The organism is Jeotgalicoccus sp. FSL K6-3177, from assembly GCF_038050175.1.
Lineage (GTDB): Bacteria > Bacillota > Bacilli > Staphylococcales > Salinicoccaceae > Jeotgalicoccus > Jeotgalicoccus nanhaiensis.
The window spans coordinates 1,679,416-1,698,196 of record NZ_JBBOSK010000001.1 but is presented as its reverse complement, the minus strand read 5'-3'; the positions used below and the strand labels follow the sequence as shown (position 1 = coordinate 1,698,196).

19 protein-coding genes are annotated in these 18,781 nt (G+C 35.9%); 12 read left to right on the top strand and 7 right to left on the bottom strand.

Going from position 1 to position 18,781, the window contains the following annotated elements; translation table 11 throughout:
* The first annotated feature begins 24 nt into the window (after window positions 1–24).
* From MHH58_RS08425 to MHH58_RS08390, 8 genes are all read left to right on the top strand, one after another.
* Entirely contained in the window at window positions 25–846 is an 822-nt protein-coding gene (locus MHH58_RS08425; protein WP_341345621.1) for a hypothetical protein, read from the top strand.
* 109 nt (window positions 847–955) lie between these two features.
* Complete coding sequence (locus MHH58_RS08420) at window positions 956–2,428, top strand: hypothetical protein (RefSeq protein WP_341345620.1); 1,473 nt, start codon at window positions 956–958, stop codon at window positions 2,426–2,428.
* Between the two features lie 307 nt (window positions 2,429–2,735).
* Window positions 2,736–4,418: a phage tail protein gene (locus tag MHH58_RS08415; RefSeq protein WP_341345619.1), complete on the top strand. Its 1,683-nt coding sequence runs from the start codon at window positions 2,736–2,738 to the stop codon at window positions 4,416–4,418.
* 37 nt (window positions 4,419–4,455) lie between these two features.
* A complete protein-coding gene (locus MHH58_RS08410) occupies window positions 4,456–4,797 on the top strand; it encodes a hypothetical protein (protein ID WP_341345618.1) in 342 nt (113 codons plus the stop codon).
* 716 nt (window positions 4,798–5,513) lie between these two features.
* Window positions 5,514–5,771: a hypothetical protein gene (locus MHH58_RS08405; protein WP_341345617.1), complete on the top strand. Its 258-nt coding sequence runs from the start codon at window positions 5,514–5,516 to the stop codon at window positions 5,769–5,771.
* A 2-nt stretch (window positions 5,772–5,773) separates the two neighbouring features.
* A complete protein-coding gene (locus tag MHH58_RS08400) occupies window positions 5,774–6,052 on the top strand; it encodes a holin (RefSeq protein WP_341345616.1) in 279 nt (92 codons plus the stop codon).
* Window positions 6,053–6,114: 62 nt separating this feature from the next.
* Window positions 6,115–6,333, top strand: coding sequence for a hypothetical protein (locus tag MHH58_RS08395; RefSeq protein ID WP_341345615.1), 219 nt, complete (start codon window positions 6,115–6,117; stop codon window positions 6,331–6,333).
* Window positions 6,326–7,909, top strand: a complete 1,584-nt coding sequence (locus MHH58_RS08390) for a glucosaminidase domain-containing protein (RefSeq protein ID WP_341345614.1) — start codon at window positions 6,326–6,328, stop codon at window positions 7,907–7,909. The genes MHH58_RS08395 and MHH58_RS08390 overlap by 8 nt, the downstream gene beginning before the upstream one ends.
* Before the next feature lie 126 nt (window positions 7,910–8,035).
* On the opposite strand, the gene MHH58_RS08385 is transcribed toward MHH58_RS08390, so the two are convergent.
* Window positions 8,036–9,037 (bottom strand): Abi family protein, encoded by a 1,002-nt coding sequence (locus MHH58_RS08385; RefSeq protein ID WP_341345613.1) that lies wholly within the window; start codon window positions 9,035–9,037, stop codon window positions 8,036–8,038.
* Window positions 9,038–9,340: 303 nt separating this feature from the next.
* On the opposite strand from MHH58_RS08385, the gene MHH58_RS08380 reads away from it, so the two are divergent.
* From MHH58_RS08380 to MHH58_RS08370, 3 genes are all read left to right on the top strand, one after another.
* Window positions 9,341–9,778, top strand: coding sequence for a hypothetical protein (locus MHH58_RS08380; RefSeq protein ID WP_341345612.1), 438 nt, complete (start codon window positions 9,341–9,343; stop codon window positions 9,776–9,778).
* Between the two features lie 532 nt (window positions 9,779–10,310).
* Entirely contained in the window at window positions 10,311–12,191 is a 1,881-nt protein-coding gene (locus tag MHH58_RS08375) for a glycosyltransferase (RefSeq protein ID WP_341345611.1), read from the top strand.
* Window positions 12,192–12,203: 12 nt separating this feature from the next.
* Window positions 12,204–12,347 carry a hypothetical protein gene (locus MHH58_RS08370; protein ID WP_341345610.1) on the top strand — a complete coding sequence of 48 codons (144 nt, stop codon included), beginning with the start codon at window positions 12,204–12,206 and terminating at the stop codon, window positions 12,345–12,347.
* Window positions 12,348–13,700: 1,353 nt separating this feature from the next.
* On the opposite strand, the gene MHH58_RS08365 is transcribed toward MHH58_RS08370, so the two are convergent.
* Together MHH58_RS08365 and MHH58_RS08360 are read right to left on the bottom strand one after the other, a co-directional pair.
* A complete protein-coding gene (locus MHH58_RS08365) occupies window positions 13,701–14,246 on the bottom strand; it encodes a hypothetical protein (protein WP_341345609.1) in 546 nt (181 codons plus the stop codon).
* A 209-nt stretch (window positions 14,247–14,455) separates the two neighbouring features.
* Entirely contained in the window at window positions 14,456–15,220 is a 765-nt protein-coding gene (locus tag MHH58_RS08360; RefSeq protein ID WP_341345608.1) for a hypothetical protein, read from the bottom strand.
* 183 nt (window positions 15,221–15,403) lie between these two features.
* Between MHH58_RS08360 and MHH58_RS08355 the strand changes: the two genes are divergently transcribed.
* Entirely contained in the window at window positions 15,404–15,679 is a 276-nt protein-coding gene (locus MHH58_RS08355; RefSeq protein WP_341345607.1) for a hypothetical protein, read from the top strand.
* 103 nt (window positions 15,680–15,782) lie between these two features.
* Here MHH58_RS08355 and MHH58_RS08350 read toward each other — a convergent pair whose 3' ends face one another.
* From MHH58_RS08350 to MHH58_RS08335, 4 genes are all read right to left on the bottom strand, one after another.
* Window positions 15,783–16,262 (bottom strand): DUF4352 domain-containing protein, encoded by a 480-nt coding sequence (locus MHH58_RS08350; protein ID WP_341345606.1) that lies wholly within the window; start codon window positions 16,260–16,262, stop codon window positions 15,783–15,785.
* Window positions 16,263–16,443: 181 nt separating this feature from the next.
* Window positions 16,444–16,692, bottom strand: coding sequence for a DUF378 domain-containing protein (locus MHH58_RS08345; protein WP_135098973.1), 249 nt, complete (start codon window positions 16,690–16,692; stop codon window positions 16,444–16,446).
* A gap of 112 nt (window positions 16,693–16,804) precedes the next feature.
* Complete coding sequence (locus tag MHH58_RS08340) at window positions 16,805–17,524, bottom strand: sulfite exporter TauE/SafE family protein (RefSeq protein ID WP_341345605.1); 720 nt, start codon at window positions 17,522–17,524, stop codon at window positions 16,805–16,807.
* 49 nt (window positions 17,525–17,573) lie between these two features.
* On the bottom strand, window positions 17,574–18,617 hold the full coding sequence (locus tag MHH58_RS08335) for a C45 family peptidase (protein WP_341345604.1): 1,044 nt from the start codon (window positions 18,615–18,617) through the stop codon (window positions 17,574–17,576).
* Window positions 18,618–18,781: the final 164 nt, after the last annotated feature.

The following is an 18,781-nucleotide window of genomic DNA, read 5'->3' as shown; positions in this document are numbered from 1 at the left end:
ACCTCACTAGAGGTGCTTTCTTTTATGGCTTCAGGCATTAAAAAGCGTTCCGGCAGTGACTATTCAGATGGACGACCCGGAAGGATTAATTACCATTCAGAAGATGAATACAGAACGATTACGCTGACTGTACAAGCGACAGCTTATGACATGCATGACATTGCACATTTAAGAGATTCTATAAATGAACTATTTGACGACGAGTTACTATTGCGTGAAATGCGTATAAAAGACGTAACTGTTGAATATGAATCTCCCGGACAAAGGACAGGAGAACTTCAACTAGAAGAGCCCGAATACGTCAATGGTAAGCAGATTAAGGTCGCTATGGTGAACAACTCTGAAATCGATGATACAACGCTTGCAAGTACTTTTACGATCGAATTTGAGACGACAGATTTACCTTATTTCGAATCGATTTATACAACCTTAGAATTGAACGACAGCGGTTATTCCGCAACGGCTGAAAAATATGGCTTAGTCGATAACATTGACGATGAGAAAGCGAAGTATCGATTTACTGAAAGTAATTTCACAGTATATAACGCAGGTAATGTGACGGTGGAACCTGAAAGTATGGAGCTAGTAGTTCAAATAAGTAAGACATCCACACCAGGCACGTTGTCTTTAAGAAACCTCACAACTGGCGAAGAGTTTCGACTGACAAAAAACTTATCGGAGCGACATATTAGTTTACGAGGGATGAATATACTAGACGGCACTGTTAATGCATTCAGAGATTCAAACAGAAGACTTGTTAGTTTGGTTCCGGGTGATAATCAATTCGAAATCACAGGCGCTACATTCAGTGAAGTGTGGTTCAGCTTTAAATATTATTATAAATAAATTTTAGAAGTCGGCATTTATGTCGGCTTCATTTTAATGAGGTGAGAAAGTGGCAAGGACTATATTGGGAAGTATCCTAAATAGAATGTTCCGGAACGAATTAAATAGAATGTTGGAAGAACTATACGACGGTAAGGTAAGTTCGGAGAGAATTCTATCTGATAAAGGAATATCAACAAACCTTCTTGCAGATGGAGCAGTTAATTACAGAGTGCTTGCAGATGATGCAGTTCGGCCGGAACACATTGTTCAAAATGGCGTAGGAGAATTACAATTAGCCGGTAATTCTGTCAGTACGGTTAAAGTGCAAGAAGGTGCGATTACATCACCGAAAATTATGGATAGTTCTATAACGGAAAGGACTTTGAATACTTTTATCAATAACAGAATCTACAATACCAATTATAAATTAGGAGTAAACATCGGTAACGCTTATGACAACGGAAACTTCTTAGATCTTTATATTAATGACTTAAGGATATTTATTAGCAGCGGTACAACGTTATTTTCAATTACTAATCAGGAGTTTAGATTAGAACGTAATACTACGCTCTATATAGATATGTCGGAAACAACTCCAAAAATCGTAAAATCTACAGCACCTCCACAATCAGGTGCAGAATTTGGAACTGGCGGATTCTTTGATGATAGAAAAATACTGCTGCTTTCAAATGCTTACGGAACTTTAATGGGCGCTTTAGCTGATTCATTTAAAAATGCAGTGGCAAAAACGCTTAACGAAAAAGTGTTAGCGAAAAAAGAGGGAGATAATTATTTAGTTTATGTTCAATCAAAAGCTAACCCCAAACGTTTCACACAATACCTTATTGAACATAAAGAGCTAGATTATATCGATGGAGATAAATATTCGAATGTTAAAGTCAATACTTTAAATGGTGCCAAGGCAGTCACACGGAACATGGATAATACTTTCACAAGTGGTACAGAGATAGTGCATGGCGGTGCCTGGGATTGCGCGATAAGAGAAGTGAACACTAGTGACGGAATCGGTGGTATTGCACATGGAGATGAAATTCAAAACTTCTTTAAAGTTAAAATTGATGGAGGTATTTCAGACATCCCCAGTACTCTTACTCATTATGAATCAGTAGAGTTTGTGGCGGGGAGTAATCTTTATAGAGATTCCCAAACATTTCCTGACAATCAGAAGCTAGCTACTCATTTCAAATCATTTAAGTTTACTGGCGATGGACTGACTATGGAAAGTAGTGTGAAATTTTTAAGGGATGCAACTTTAAACTATATATATTTAGGAATGTGTCCTATTAATAAACAATTTACAGATAAAGCTTATAGCGATGTCGATGTCATAGAAAATGACTTAACTAAAACTGCTCCAATTCATCAAGAAAAGAGTAGTGTTAATGTCATAAATGTTTATGGTTCTACCGCAAGTGTTAATGTCGAAGTACTCGAGAGAGTGACTGATTTAAGCGAAAACACGCGAATTGAGGAAGTTTCGTACAACAAAATTTATTTCGATTTGGCAGACAATAACGAAGTAGCTAAAGAAGGCAATGTCTATCGTCTGAGGACCAAATTTGAAATAACTTTGTTATAAATTTCTATTAAGATTAAAAGACATCATAAGCAGGTGTCTTTTAATGTCAGAAATGGGGTGAAAGACTATATTAACCGCTAGAGATTACCAAAATAATGAATATCCTATATTAGCGAAGAAAACTGTCACATCTGAATTAAATGGCAACGAAGATCTAGAGTTACGTATTCCGCAACAGAAGAATAACAATCTTGATTTATTATCTATAGATAAACTGTGGGAGTTTGATTACAACAACATCATATATAAAGCCGTCAACATCAAACGGCAGACGAGAGGTCAAAGCTTTAACTTAAACGTTAGAGCGATGCCTCTTTTTTATTGGGGATTTTCGAAATCGATTATTCATGAGAATCACGACGGCTCCCACACTGCGAACAGTGCATTTAGAACAGTGTTCGAGGGTACAGGATTTAACTTTGTATTAGTCGACTTTAGTCCTGCAGTGACGATTGAAGGATTTGGCAAGGGCAGTAACCGTCTAGAGCTATTTAAACGCTTGCTTGACCGTTACAACTATGAGTTTGAGATTCAAGGTAGAACAGTCTACATGAAGCACTTAATTGGCAATGATACGAATTATATGTACAAGTACAGACTGAACGCTAGTAATGTATCAGAAAATATTGATGCAAGTGGAATGTTCACGTATATCCGTGGTTTTGGTGATTTTGAAGAAGGCGAAGAAGATTACTTTAACAATGCGGGGCTACAAGACGATTATCTTTCTCCACTCGCAGAAATAGTCACCAAGCCAGGTCAATTGCCGGATGAAGGACCTCCAATTGTGGATGGTCGTATATCGCAAATCGACACACTTCAAGAAGCTATGAAGAAAGCGGTCGAAGAGTCCCTCGCAATCACGATTGAGGGGACGCTGCACGATGTTAGACAAATGGGGTACGACATCGCTGTGCCGGTCAAAGGTGACCGAGTTTGGTTGCATGATGAACGTATTAGTTTAGAAAAAGAGATACGTTTGAATAAGATTGTGACCACATACGATGAAAAAGATAATATTATCGCTTGTGATGTAACTTTCGGCAGTCAGTCTATTGGCGAAAGGCACAAAGCGAATATTAATAGCTTATCCAAACGTTTTGCAGACTTACTCACAGGTAAGTTGAAACTGCCTGTTATCAGCTTAGAACAGGTTGGCATGGACATGATAAACGCGATTCATGCGGCATCTTCTGAAATCATCTTCGGAGACTTCGGTATGATGGCGATTAGTAAACCGAATCCGAATAACGTATTCGGTTTGAACAGTGAAGGTTGGTATATCTCGCAGGACGGTGGCCGGACACCGAAAGTCATTGCCACAGCAAAAGGCATACTCGCTGATGCACTGTATGCAGGCACACTATGGCTGACGAATGAAATGAATATTGAATCTGCAGACGGTTATCTAAATGTTACAGGTAGCCGTTTTGTGATGCGGAGTAAAAATAACTCGGACGCTTATGTTGAAATTAGTCCTGATGGAATTATCGTAAGCGAGGGATTTATGACTATCTATGGCAAAGACGGAAGAATTGTCATGGAAGATGGTTATATGCGTGGTTCCCGAGTAGCTAATATAATAGATTTTTATACTGGAAGTATTGTATCTTTCCAAGGAAGAAATTTAATGTGGGATAGTTATGATAATCAAAGAGTTAAATATATTGACGACCAATATAAAGGGCGATTTTTAGATCTTGTAATTGCAACTGGATTATCAGAAAGGAGTCAAAGTACTTCTGCGCATGCAATAGTGACGGTTAGAGATTTTCCAGGAACCGTTGTTGCGAGCGAACGATTTCTTATTAGGCGCCAGAATGATGATGCAGAAATGGATTTCCGTCGTATACGATGTGATTTACAAGCTTTATTTAATATTGTTCCTGATTATCGAACTGTCAGTCTTTATGTTGAAGTTCAATTAGACAGCGCATATTCAGGGAATGAAATTTTATTTAGAATTAATAAGGGGGAATTCCATGCTTAATATCTACGATTCTTTACTTGATAACCAAAGGGAGTCGATGCCATCTAGAACTAAATTATTCATTACCTCCACGGATGACGATGGAAAGATAGATTTGTATATGCATGGTATAGCTTTTACGCCAGAACGCAATGGAACCATGTTCATCGTCGATGAATGGCTTATCCCACAAATCGATAAAGTCCAATTTAAAGATGGGGAGCTTTCAGTTAAAGACGGCGCGGAACTTATACCACCGGTTAAATCAGAGAAAGAATTAAAGCGTGAAGCACTGTTAAAACAAATTGCAGAACTTGATGCTGCAGAAGAAGAACCGGCAGACACCGAAGAACAGACAGATGCACCATTATTAGATTACACAGATGAGCCTGCAGAGTAATTAAGATTAATCTTTGGTATCCTTTAAATATCAAACACTAGGAGGCTGTAACATTTGTGAGCTACTACAATCATATTAATGACTCAAAAGGGAACAGAAAAACGTGTGGAAAGTGCAATAAAGAATTTAAATGGTCACAACACGGTCCATATTATCCAGGTGGTATAGACACAGAATTTATTGAGTGTCCGTACTGCGGAGAAAAGAATGGGTCAGTACGGACGAGCGGATTTGTTTCTTCAAGTAAATTAGATTAAAAACATTTATTTAGACACCTCATTGTAGGTGTCTTTTTTATTACAACGAAAGGGGTGGGTTCAATGTGAGTGAAAGAAATAAGCAAGTCGTTAACAAAGTGATTCGAAATGAAAAAGTAAAAGTGCTGTTGTACCCAGTTGCATTTTTTGCACTGATATATGGTGTGTGGATATCCGTCCAGCCGTCGATTTTAAGAAGTTACGATGTGTACAATTTAATCAGTAATATCCTGGAGCCGTATCAAATCGGTGGGTTCTTTATCGGTTTAGCCACAGTTATATTGATGAGCCATTGGTTAAATCAACGGAAATTACTATTCATCGCATCAATGCTATTACTAACATTATGGAGCGTATTTACCGTGTCTTTTATCATCTCCCCGCCGCCAAACACCGTGTGGCTATTATCAGCCTCATGGACATATTTTAGCTTCGAATTAGTTAGGCGGGTGTAGTTTTATGATTACGGAATACGTTGCATTGATTATAGTGGCAGTGATTACCGCGGTAGGCGGATTGATTGGTAACTATATCAGTAATAAGCCAAAAAGAGACGACAGTCATATGAACAGAATCAACTTGATTATCACACAATACGAATCATGGAATGATGATTTAAAAGAGCGGAACATTAAATTAAAAAAAGAAAATCATGTGTTGCGCGAAAAAATCACTTGCCTTGAAAAGCGTATTAAAGAACTTGAAGGAGGTGAGTAGCATTGGAAGCTATTTTAATTTTCGCAGGTATCATTACTGCAGTTACTGCTGGTGTGGTTCAAGTCATTAAAAAGACAACAGCCATTCCCGCGAAGTTGATGCCATTAATCAGTATGGTTATTGGTACAGTCGTTGGGGCAGCAACTTTGTTTGTGCCGGAACTGAACACAAACTTATCAACCGGCGGTCAAATTCTTGGCGGTCTGATCAGTGGATTAGCTGCATCGGGATTATATGATGTCGCAAGCAAAACAACAGATGGAATCAAAGAGAGTGTATAAGCATCTTACTGAAAAGTGAGGTGCTATTTTTATGCCTAAATTTAATGAAGGAGTGAACTTAAATGACTGATAAAAAAACTCAAGCAGAAAAAGAAGCGCAAGACGTATGGACACGGAACCAAGAGTACGGCGGTGTCGGCGAAGCGCACGACCCTGAGAATGTAGTCGTTGAAGAGGGCGCAGAAGATTGTTTTTGCGGCTTTGCGGCCGACGAAGAAGTTGATGTTGAAAAGCAGCTAGATGATGAATTTGACGAAATGGAACGTGGAGGCAATGAGTAGTTTTCTGAACTCAATAAAAGTTCATGTGATTGCAGCTTATGGAGATTCTAAAATCTTACCTTCAGTCACAGTGGCTCAAGCTATCTTAGAGTCTGCGCGAGGAACATCAGAATTAGCGCGTAATGCGAATAATTTATTCGGTATTAAAGGTAACTATAACGGCAGCTCTTACAGTATAAATACCAAGGAATATTTAAACGGCCAGTGGACAACTGTGAAAGCAGAATTTAAAAAATATCCAAGCTATCGTGAATCGATTTTAGATCACGGTAGCTTTTTTACGTCCACACCATGGCGAACACAAAATTATAAAAATGTGCTCAACGCTACTGATTATAAATCACAAGCAAGAGCGTTGCAGTCATCCGGATATGCAACAGACCCGCAGTATGCCAATAAGCTCATTAATCTGATTGAATCAGAGGGCTTGGCTACTTGGGATAACGATACGAAAGGGAATGTTAATATGAGTTACAAAATAATTAATATGTGGACACCCTCATCCATGTTCAACGTTAAAGCGCCTTATGCGATGAATCCTAAATACCTTACAATCCATAATACAGGTAATACTGCATCAGCACGTAATGAAATTTCCTACATGAACAGTAACTGGAATCAAACATCTTATCATGTAGCAATTGATGAAAATGAAGTTGTACAAGCAATTCCGTTCAACCGAAATGCCTGGCATGCAGGCGACGGACAGGGGCAGGGTAACCGTGCATCTATTGGCGTTGAGATTGCACGTTCGATGGATAATGGATACTCTGGTTCAATGTCCGAACGATATTTACAAGGACAGGAGAACGCTACATTATACAGTGCGCACGTTCTTCTTCAATACGGTTGGGGCACGGATAGATTACGTCAGCACTGGCACTGGAGCCGTAAAGATTGTCCGCACAAAATGCGTGCTCACGGTTATTGGGATTGGTTCGTTAGACGTGTGCAACAGCATATGGATGCGATTAAAGGCGGTGCATCGTCTGGCGTATCTAAACCGACAACGACTGCCCCGAAAGCCAATGCGCAAAAAGCATCAAACGGTAAGTATACAGTTAAGAAAGGCGATACACTTTGGGGTATTGCAACAGCGAATAAAACAACCGTCGATGCGCTTAAATCACTGAATAACCTTAAATCAGCAACAATTCAACCAGGGCAGACACTGACAGTTAAGAAGGTGTCCACATCACGCGATCGCTCAACTTGGGGCTGGCACTGGTCAGGGACATTTACTGTAACCGCAAATGAAGGCGTTGCAGTATACGCAGCAGGACCTGGAATCAAGGCTAAAAACTTAGTCGATAAAGCAAGCTTCCTTGCTAAAGGCACATTCGTTAACTTCGATCATCTATTTATGATTGATGGTTACTGGTGGATTCGATTCAAGTATGCAGCGAAAGGCAGCAGCACGGCTTATTTCTTCGCGCCTATCGGCCGTAAATTGACTGGTGTAGGATTCGCTACAGCGAACAAAAGAAAACAGCTGTGGGGCACTGTAACGAAATTAAACGCTAAAGAAAATAAATCAGGTGTTACGAACTGGCACGTGAAAGAAGCAGTTAAATAACACGTCACTAGTCTCTCGCGAAAATTACAGATGCATTATATGGCTTGAACAACCATAATAAAAATTAAATAATTCAACTATAAACATACCCCTCAATCGGAGTCATTGCCGAAAGAGGGGTTATTTTTATTTATACCATAGGCAGTAGCTTAATATATCATTATAATCTGAAGGGAAGTCTAACTCATCAATAACTTTTTTATGTAAATCAGGATTATCTTTCTTTAGATTATTAAATAGATTTTCAATTTCAGAAATAAAATTGCTTCGTACGGTATTTCTTTTACTCGACATTATAATAACGCTAAAAAGTACTGAAGATAATCCTTTTTTTCCGAATCCACTTAGATAGAGTTGCTCATTATAGAATGTAGTATCTAAATAGTTTAATACTGCATGCTTATCGATTTCTATTCTGCAGTTATGGTTATAGACTCTGTAGCCGTGAGCTACTTTATTTCTATAATGTGTAATAATTTTAAAACAGTTTGAGAACAGTTGTCTTTCTTTCTCCCCTATAGTCAAGTCATTTCTGAAGAAATTCTCGATGATGTTATCTTTAATTTTTACATTTGATAATTTATACATCATGAGTAAATTCCCTAAAGATAAGTGCTTAACTAAAATCCATGGAGGAACATTATTATGTTTGTTTTTATAATGTACAATTGGGGTCTCATCGCTTTGTATAGCTGATTTCATTATTTTCACTAATTTTACATTATCATATTCGTATTTTTTAACGCCATTATTATAATAATACTTTCGGTCTCCCTTTTTAAATATACTTTCTTTTATATATTCTTTTTCTAGGGACCCGTGATGATTAGATATCTGATAAGCTATAGTATTTTTAAGAGTTTCCTCTATTCTTGACAGATAAATAAATAAAATCCCACTTAGTCTCTTGTCAAAATCGTAAAGTTGAAGCATGTCTTCAAAGTAGTTACCTTGAAAATCATCTTCTCCATTATCGCCTTCGATACAAAAAACTCTTTTATACCCATTTATCAGGCTATAGTACGCAATATTGCTAAGCATATATTTAGCACTTTCCTCATCATGGAATTTCATATTTCTACTTTTTAGAATATCAATTTGTTGATCAATAGTTTTAAATGGTTTCATATTATACCTCAATATATAGCAAAACCCCCAGCGTGTGCCAGGGGTGCCACGGATAGCCCGCGAGTAATTTATGTACTAAGTATATACCCACAGTTGCAACAAAGTAAAGGTACAAGGTTTGACAAAAAGCGTATCTAATACAAAAATAACAACTTATTACACTAAGGGGAGGTGATTTTTCACTTTACACATAGACATACATCTGCACATTAACTTTCTAAATTAGACGTTTTTCACTTATATAGTTTGTTTTGTTGTTATTTGGTATGTTTAAGAGGAAGAATAACAAATAGGAGTGAATAAATGACAACATTTAACATAATCATTTCATTACTAACAATAGGAATCGCAATTTGGTCGCTGATACTATCATTTAAAGTTAGGAATGAAAGTAATAAATTAAAGAGTATAGATCTACAACCAGATTTTATACTTAAAACTATTGCCAATAAAGGCGGCACTTTTAATATCAAGATAGAAAAATCATTTGATAAAAAGTATAAAATAAAAAAAATAAGTTTAGTTAATGAAGAAGAGGAAATTCTCGGTCAAGAAGTTTCTAATAAGAATAATATATCTGAGATTTCTTTTAGCGACGTAAAGAAAACAAATTGCTATATAAAAATAATTTACTCAGATTTTTCTGGATTAAAAAAAGAGTTATATAGTGTAAAACTTGAATTGGATGACTATAAACGATATACACGTTTCACTAATACGGTTTTTAGTTTTCATAATTAATTATAACCACCTCACAGCAGGTGGTTTCTTCATACAACTTGATTAAATACAGGAGTTTAAGTATAGTAGTCGATGTAATGATTCAGTCATCAAATCATTACACCATTGGACTAAGAGATGTAAATGCATTTGCCACCTTAATCGGTGGCATTTTATGTTGTCTTATTTACATATTAAATATATAGTGTATATAGTATTTAAAATACTACCTTACCATTCCCCCAGAGGCACCTAATCAGGTTTCTGGGGTTTTTTATCCCTCATTTGGAGTGCTTTCATTTTAAGTTATGCTATAATATATTCAGTTCTCGCTAATGGATCGAGAATTAAATGCGATGTTTTCATGGCATTTTAAGAACGGTGTGGAAAGCCGTTCTTACACTATAATTATGTAGTTATTTAGGCTGCACCTAATTGTTGTGTACCCTGCACTTACTGGTGCAGGGTACTTTTGGTTTTGTAATCAAGTATAGTTCTCATCTTATTTTATGATAAAATTGTCGTAATATGATTTTTGATACAGGGGGATATTATGAAAAGAATAACTAGTATTTCTTATGATGATTTAAATATTGATGTTTTAAAAGAAGCATCACCAGATGTATTGAAAGTAGTGAAAGATAACATAGATTTTTATTTCATGATTAAGCTCAAAGATAATAATAATGCAGTTATATTTTCAAATGGTGCATATGACCCACAGAAAAGTGATCCTCCAATATTTATGAGAAGTCGTTTTGCAGACTCATATAATGCTAACTGCATCTTTATTGATGATGTGACAATACATAATACCGGTTTAAGAATTGGCTGGGGTATCGGTACACCCGATAAACATTATTTAGTAGAATATAGCAAGATTGTAAAAGCAATTCTAAATCTACTAAATGTAGATGATGAAAATACAGTATACTTTGGTTCATCAGCAGGTGGGTTCATGTCCATGGGCTTAAGTATTTTACATAAAGGTTCTAAAGCAGTAGTAAATAATCCGCAATTTTATGCTACTACTTATGCAAGAGGATTATCTCTTAAAAAGTTATTTATAGAGCTATTCCCAGATATGGAGCGTAAAGAAATTTTAGAAACGTATTCAGATCGATTCTCTATAACGAATATGATGCGCAAACATAATCATATTCCTCAGATTTTAGTAATTCAAAATAGAATGCATGAACCTGATATTAAAGAACAGTATGAGCCATTTATCAAAACCTGTGAAAAATACAGATTGAAGATGGATAATGTAGAATTTCTTTTCTATCATGCTAATAACGGTCACGATCCTATACCTAATGAAAAAGCAGCCGATTTAGTTAATGCTAATTTTAAAGTGAAAAAGAAGGGTATTCTATTTATTTTAAATTCAAAATCAGAGCGGAATGGATTGCAGGACAATGTATATCAGACAGCATTAGAAGCAAGAGATAGAGGATATAAAGTATATATCGCTCATAGACCCGGAGAATTTTTGACTAAGGTTTATAGAGATGGCTTCAATGTAGTAAATGTTGATTTTAAAAACACTAGAGAAACGGTAGATAAAATCAAACGTACAGTAAATGATGATTTAAATATTATTCATATGCATCCTGGCGATAGTCGTAAGGTAGGTCTGTTCCTAAAAAGAGAATTAAACCTCCCTTTAGTTATGACATTACATGGTAAGTGGACTGATAGTGTCGGACAGTATAGCGAAAGCTTAGATGCTATATTTGGAGTGTCTGAAGGTGTTAAGCATAAATTGCTCGATGAGTGTGAGGGTGCAGAAGAAAAAGTACATGTTATCCCAAATTATAGTAAGTTTAAAAGTGAACAAATTACTTCAGTAACTAAGAGTGAAACATTAACTGTTTCTGTTATAACCAGATTAGATAAAGATAAAGAATTAATAATAGATAAGATAAAAGAAATTGTACCTGTACTTAACGAGTATAATAAGAAATTAACTTTAAATATAGTTGGCGACGGTGAGTTGAGAAATGACATAGAACAATACTTCCAAAAAAACATTAATAATGAAAATATTAATGTAATTTTTAAAGGTTGGGTGTATGAAGATTCAGAATTACTTAATGAATATCAAAAAAGTGATTTAATCATTGGACCAGGTAGAGTAGTTATAGATGGGTATACTCTGCATAAGCCAGCACTAGTAATAGGAAGTAAGTCATATGAAGGTGTCATGGATAAAAGTAATTGGCAAAAGTTTGTTGCAAGTAACTTTGGGGGGTATCGACATAATATAGACTTCTCTAATAAAGATATTTCTGTAGACTTTGAATCCATGATTAATGATGCTGCACTAAGGAAATCAAACGCGAAACTAGGACACATGGTGGTTTCTCAATTCTTCAATGAAGAAATAACTAACAATAAACTGTTTAACATATATAATATAATTGAGAAATAGGGAGATATGAATATGAAAAGAAAAGATAATAAAAATAACATCGAAGAGACAGTACAGTTTTTAGAGGAGAATGTAGTGCTTCTTGAGCAAGAGGTTATAGACAAAGACAAATTTAATAATAATATAAATGAATACTTTGAAGAAAACAATAAATAATGAACATTTCAGTAAGTAAAAAATCCGCCTTTCTACTATATAGTAGTGGGCGGTTCTAAAATAGATGTTTGAAGTGAGTGAATGTCTGTTTGCACTTCTCACACTGTAAATCTTTTATTAAATCTCGCTGATGCATTTTGATGGTATACTGGTGATTACACTCAGTGCATTTGACATGTTCATTAATCATTGGATCAAATCGATAATCTTCTAAAAGGTGTATGATTTTCATGTTAATCCCTTCGCGATAATTTTGATTTGATTATAGCATTTTTGACCACATATCTTATAATTTTTTTATAAATTACGTTTATTACAGATGAACAAGATGATGTAACCCTTGATTTAACTAGATAATATTTATATAGAAATTAGTATAAAACGGTATTTGAGATTCTCTCCATCTCCGCTAAACAAGGCTTAACCCCCGTGGTTAAGCCTTTTCTTTTTGTCTTGATCCCTCTTTGACCCCTTCAGCGCCCCTTAAAGGTCTGAAATTGCATCTTTTTCAGTACTTGGATAGAGGTGTCCATATATTTTTTCGATAGTTAAAGATGAAACATGTCATAATCTTTTTCCTAAAGTATCACGATCCATTTTTAAACGATTAATACAATCAGAAGCATATGAATATCGAAACTCATGTGTTTTAATTCTCTTTAAATTAATTTCTTTCATTAATGTATCATATCTTCTCCATGCGACATCAATAAATTATTTATCGGAAATATATTGATATTGCTGTGCCAAGTAGCGTTAATGCTGCAAGTATGGTTGGGATGACTACGGTATATGAAAATTTCCATAATGCGTCTTTACCAGCGTCAGTAATGAAGTGCTTACCGCTATATACAGTGAAAATCACATCCGAACATTCTTTGAAATCCGATATTTCTGAAGTTATTAATTTTCTGTTACGCATTGTAGATAAATTCCTATACTTTTCATCAATATGAACAGAGTCAGTGAAATAAGCGATTAATAAATAATAAAACATCCGAGGACTCAACAAAATAGAAACTCCTTAAATATTATTTTTAATAATTATACCAAGAAAGGAAGATACAAATGAATCATTTAACAGAAATTCAAATTGAAAAAAAGAATATTTCGGACTTATCGTAAGTAGACTAGTAGTAGCGGAAAAAGTAGGTAAGTACCATGCAAATGTTTTAGCTCAAATAGAGAGATTTTGAGATAACGAAAATGGTTATTGAACTTTTAGTGCTTGAATGTATTTGAAGTAAGGTTTTATAGAAAAACATCTTAAAGTATAGAAAAACCCGAGTAATAGACGCTCTTCATAAGCCTTCTATTATTCGGGTTATAGTTCCTAGTAGGTTATAAACTGTTTTATTCGGGAGTAACAGTATAAATAGATTTTTCACCGCTAAACGACATCATTGGTGCGAATTCTAATTCAATTTCAGAAGGTTCACCCACTAAGGCATAAGCGATTGAACCCGATGAGCTTCTTCCATCAGAGACAACATCAAGAACAACATCACCTACAGGATACTCTTCCGCTTTAGATCCATCAGCGTACACACTCATATCAAATGTTGGAGAATAATCTTGACCTGTATTGTTTGTGAATGAAATATCTAAAATTACAACGCTGTCTGCTTCTACTTCAGCAAATTCGTTTCTTTCATCAGTATAGTAAGCACCGTCTAAGGTAAATTCAACACCATCCATTTCAACAGTGTCACCAGTAGTCAAGTTTTCGTCTACTGTTTCAGTTTCTTCTTCAACAACTTCCTCAGTATCTTCTACTTCAGTTGTTTCAGTTTCTTCTTCTGTCGTGCTTGTGTCAGTCTCTGTATCCTCAGTTTCACCGCCACACGCGGCGAGTAATAAAGCTGTTGATAATGCTGTGCCTAATAATAAACGTTTCATTATGTATATGCCTCCTAGATATTTTTAATTCTAATTAATTTTATCAGAAATGGTAAATATAGACAATGAAAATTTGAACGTTTCTATCATTCTCAGTTTGTAAATTCTTCAATAATCAAATCCAATTAGTTTCTTTTAAGAAGCAAATAAACACTAATAGTTCACTAGGAAGATCTGTGTACCTGTTTTTTAGAATAGAGTTTTTGAGGTTATTGAGGAGAAATATCAAATATTGCTTTTTCACCACTTCGTAGTAGTCTCGGTGAAAATTCTAATTCTATATTACTGGGATCTCCAACAATCGCATATGCGAGAGATCCTGATGAACTTCTCCCATCCGATACCATATCTAAAGAAATATCACCTACAGGATAGGTGTCAGCTTTACTACCATCTACGTAAACATCTAGACTAAAAGTAGGTGAATAGTCACGACCAGTATTATTTGTAAAGCTCATATCAATCATCAGAACTTGATCAGCTAGAGTATCAGAAAATCCATTTCTTTCATCTGTATAATAAGAATCTTCCACGGTGAAAACTACACCTTCAATATCAACTGTATCTCCAAAAGTTAATTTAGTTCTTTCTTTTCTGTCAGCTTTTTCTTCTTTTAAACCTGAACTCTCAATTTCAGAAGGTTTATCAGTTTCTTTATGGTCACTTGATTTGCGAGTCGGTATCTCAGTTTTATTTTGAGTATTATTAGATGAAGTAGAATTAACAGTATTGGAAGGTGTTTCATTTTCAGCAACGATATTAGTATTACTTTCTCCAGCTGTTGCAACTATTCCAACAATCAGAAGTACGACAACTAAAAATATCGCACTAGAAAATGACAGACCAGTTATAATACTAGGTACTTTTAATTTCTTCTTAGATATAGCCATTATAACTAAAGCGATTAATGAAATAATACCAACGAAAAGCATAAAAATAATAAGCACTATCAAAATTGCGCCTAGAGACTCCATAAAAACACCTCCTCTACATTTAATTAGATTTCTAATTAAATGTAGCAAAAGTGGGGAATATATACAACTTAAATTTTAGATGAAAAACTTACATCAACTTAAAAACTTGGTTGATATTTTATTATAAATCTTTTAAATATCTTAAATTTAAAATACATAGTATAATATTTTAAGGAGAATGGAGTGATTGAGATAAAGAAGCTGATAGAGACAGTTAAGTCAGAGCATTGGGATATTGTAGTATCGACTGAAACAACATTAACTTTCACAACAGGACGCATTGAGTATACTATTACCAAGCGGCCGTTAAAAGGTTATAAGTTTACAGAACTGTCGACTCACAGCGATAATGAAACTGTACACATTTTTGAAAGTCCTGAAGACTTAATTATTTATATTAATGAAAATAAAGCTGCCTGGGAAGAGAAGGTAATTCCTTTCGACCTCGGAGATGCTTAATTTTTAAGTAAGATAGAATAATGCACTTAATTTATAAATTGATAAATATTTATTTCATAAAAACCGCTCTCTGTTTTATAAAACAGAGAGCGGTTTTTTCTATCTATTCAGGTTCCATTGTATATCTTACTTTTTCGCTTTTTAATCTCTTAGAAGGTGAAAATTCCAGCTCAAACTCCGACGGTTCTCCCTTTATTTCAAAAGCTCGCTGACCGCTCGCGGTTTCGCCGTCTGCTACCCGGCTCATTAACTTCTCAACCGGGTATGTATTAGTTTTAACACCATCCACGTACAAGTCGATATCGACCCCGAGGGAGTAGTCTTTACCGGAGTTGTTTTCAACCGTCAGATCGACGATTAATATAGCATCCGGGTTGGTGTTTGCCGAACGGTTTATTTTATCAGCGTAATATGCATCGTCCACAGTAAGAGAGATGCCGTCGATTGTTGATGTTTCTCCAATATTGAGATTTTCTTCAACTGCTTCAGCTTCAACTTCTCCTGATTCGCCGCGGTCGAATGCTCCGCATGCGGTAAGGAAGAGTAGAGCGATAAGACTTCCAAACAAAATGTTTTTCTTCAATAATTACACCTGCCTGTCTTTAATAGCTTCCCATACTTTTATCATGCTGTATAAGAGCTCAATCATCAACATCTCATCTTAGCTTTTTAATACTTTTATGTTTTTCTACACTATTAAAAATTGAAGTTTTGCACTTCGCATATGTAAAAATAAAAAACCGCCTGAAAGAGGCGGCTGTATATTATACATTTCTTCTGTCTGTTCTATCTGTTCTGTCTACTCGGTCTACTCTGGGTGCGTTGATTAAACCTAAGAACTTAAGGCTGTACAAGGCTGAAAGTCCTACCAGTACATACACGATTTTAGACAGCAATTCATCTTGTCCGCCAAAAATCGTTGCTACTAAATCAAACTCGAAAAGTCCAACCAGCAGCCAGTTCAATCCGCCAACGATTAAAAGGATCAGAGCAATATTATCTAATGCTTTCATAGTATCCTCCCGTATTGAGACATACTAAATAATTCCCTCAGGAAAATACTTCAAACCAAAAAATAGAAATTATTTCATAAAAATGTGAAAAGTTAATTTTAGATTCGTTAATTCAAATACTCGTTATTACTAAATATATTCCTGTGAATATCAAAATTACATAAGTAATATTTAAAAATACCTTCTGGGTAATTTTTTTAAATACCAGCCGGCCGAGGGCTACACCTAAGAAAAGGGCCGGCAGGGCAAGAGCAGATGATATCCATATTTCCGAATTTGTTTCGCCGAATGTTATCTGCATAATCAAACTGATGGTATAGACAAATAAATAGAATGCGAGCGTTGTGCTGCGCAGCACAGTTTTGTCTATCCGCGCACCAGAAAAGTACAGGAGCAGCGGAGGTCCCGGCACACCGATGCTTGTAGTCAGGAGGCCTGATAGACCGCCTGTTGCCGTATCTTTGAATCCTGTTCTCTTTACAGTGAGATTGCTGATTAAAAGCATAGTTAATATCAGTACGATAATTCCAACGCCAAGTTTAATCAGTGCTGTGTTCATAAAAAGGTAGATAAAGATACCGGCAAGGAGACCTGCTGGACTGCCGTAAATAAGTCTCTTAAGCAGTGTGAAATCAATTTCATTTCTTATGCTGTAAATCATTACAGACGATAAACAGATCGAAAGTATGATGTTAATCTGAATAGCTTCGTGAAATGGAAACACGAGCAGCAGAAAGGGTGTGCCGACGATTGAAAATCCGTATCCGGTACTCGTCTGCAGAGATGAAGCAACAAGCACGATTAAAAATAAAATCAGCAGTTCTTCAGACAAAGGGAATCACCAGCCCGTTTTAAATTAGTTAATTAACTGAAATTCCAGCTCATTCCATATTAACAAAAGGTTTGCCGAAGTCGAGCACACCTTTAATTTTTGTAATATTAATATCTTTTCCATGCAGCCATTGCTTAAAATCAAAAATCACCGGCTTTCTGTCCAATCCGATAACAAACAGCGCTTTTAACTCTTTCGGCAGATAGACAGACGTATGAATCGTTCCAGCGGAAGCATCGTACTTAGTTGAGGCAATGCCTTCATTAAGACTGTTCATGATTTTAAAAGCTTCATATGCGCTGTTTGTCTTTTCCTGCTTGTCTATAATATTTCTCTCACGCTGGAGGGATTCTTCCTGTCTGTAGCGGTTTTCTTCATGCAGCATATGGAAGTGGTTCGTGCAGACATTAGATTGCCTGACAGCGACATTTCTCGGTGATGCTTCTATTACGTAAGGAATGTTTCTTTTATCCTGTACAACGTAGCTGAAGGAATGGCGGTGGGGGATTTCTTTCAAGAGAGCGGCTGCCTCACTAGTATCAGCACAAGTCTCTAAAATCAGTCTAGCAATCATGCTGCACATAAAGCCGTCCCCGGATTTTTTAGTATGGGTGAAGTTATAACCGATAACGAGACCTTTTTCATTCATGCCGTCAATCCGTCCGGTTATTTGCATAGTCGGTCCCATAAAAGCATAGCCTCTGTCTGTAGGCTGATAAAAAATATATCTGCCTTCATATCCACGGGGATGGCTGTCGTAATTTCGCACGAAAAAATCATTGCCTGCAAAAATCGAACAGCCGCTCCGTGTCAGTTCCAAATAATAGCCGCCGAACTTTTTTAATGCTTCTTTTATATCGAGGGACAGGGCATCAGCGAGTCCGCGAATTTCATCCAGTATTTGGGGTGCAAACTCTTTTAAAAACTTTATAGACGTTTCAGTATTAACGATAAAGTGGCGTTTCTCTCTCGGGCGCCATTGACGTTCCCGATTTGGTAAAATAGGAGAATCTCTCAGCTGTTCTCCCTGGAAGTATCCGAAATCGTAATGACTGCCTCTGAATTGGAATACATCGCTGTAATAGGGTTTCATATAACTCTGACCCCTTTCTTCATAGTAAGATAAGTGTATTATGAAAGCTTATCCAGCTGAAAGTTTAATGCCTGAACATAATTTCTGAAATCCGTCACTACTTTTATATTAGTTTTCTGTTAAAATAATGAAGGCTTAAATTTAATTCTGTATAGAAAATATTA

Coding starts and splice junctions, on each gene's coding strand:
- MHH58_RS08370 (WP_341345610.1), top strand. CDS start 12,204: ATGAAAAGAAAAGATAATAAAAATAACATCGAAGAGACAGTACAGTTT.
- MHH58_RS08420 (WP_341345620.1), top strand. CDS start 956: ATGTTGGAAGAACTATACGACGGTAAGGTAAGTTCGGAGAGAATTCTA.
- MHH58_RS08335 (WP_341345604.1), bottom strand. CDS start 18,617: ATGAAACCCTATTACAGCGATGTATTCCAATTCAGAGGCAGTCATTAC.
- MHH58_RS08365 (WP_341345609.1), bottom strand. CDS start 14,246: ATGAAACGTTTATTATTAGGCACAGCATTATCAACAGCTTTATTACTC.
- MHH58_RS08385 (WP_341345613.1), bottom strand. CDS start 9,037: ATGAAACCATTTAAAACTATTGATCAACAAATTGATATTCTAAAAAGT.
- MHH58_RS08410 (WP_341345618.1), top strand. CDS start 4,456: ATGCCATCTAGAACTAAATTATTCATTACCTCCACGGATGACGATGGA.
- MHH58_RS08405 (WP_341345617.1), top strand. CDS start 5,514: ATGATTACGGAATACGTTGCATTGATTATAGTGGCAGTGATTACCGCG.
- MHH58_RS08375 (WP_341345611.1), top strand. CDS start 10,311: ATGAAAAGAATAACTAGTATTTCTTATGATGATTTAAATATTGATGTT.
- MHH58_RS08380 (WP_341345612.1), top strand. CDS start 9,341: ATGACAACATTTAACATAATCATTTCATTACTAACAATAGGAATCGCA.
- MHH58_RS08415 (WP_341345619.1), top strand. CDS start 2,736: ATGCCTCTTTTTTATTGGGGATTTTCGAAATCGATTATTCATGAGAAT.
- MHH58_RS08390 (WP_341345614.1), top strand. CDS start 6,326: ATGAGTAGTTTTCTGAACTCAATAAAAGTTCATGTGATTGCAGCTTAT.
- MHH58_RS08395 (WP_341345615.1), top strand. CDS start 6,115: ATGACTGATAAAAAAACTCAAGCAGAAAAAGAAGCGCAAGACGTATGG.
- MHH58_RS08360 (WP_341345608.1), bottom strand. CDS start 15,220: ATGGAGTCTCTAGGCGCAATTTTGATAGTGCTTATTATTTTTATGCTT.
- MHH58_RS08345 (WP_135098973.1), bottom strand. CDS start 16,692: ATGAAAGCATTAGATAATATTGCTCTGATCCTTTTAATCGTTGGCGGA.
- MHH58_RS08425 (WP_341345621.1), top strand. CDS start 25: ATGGCTTCAGGCATTAAAAAGCGTTCCGGCAGTGACTATTCAGATGGA.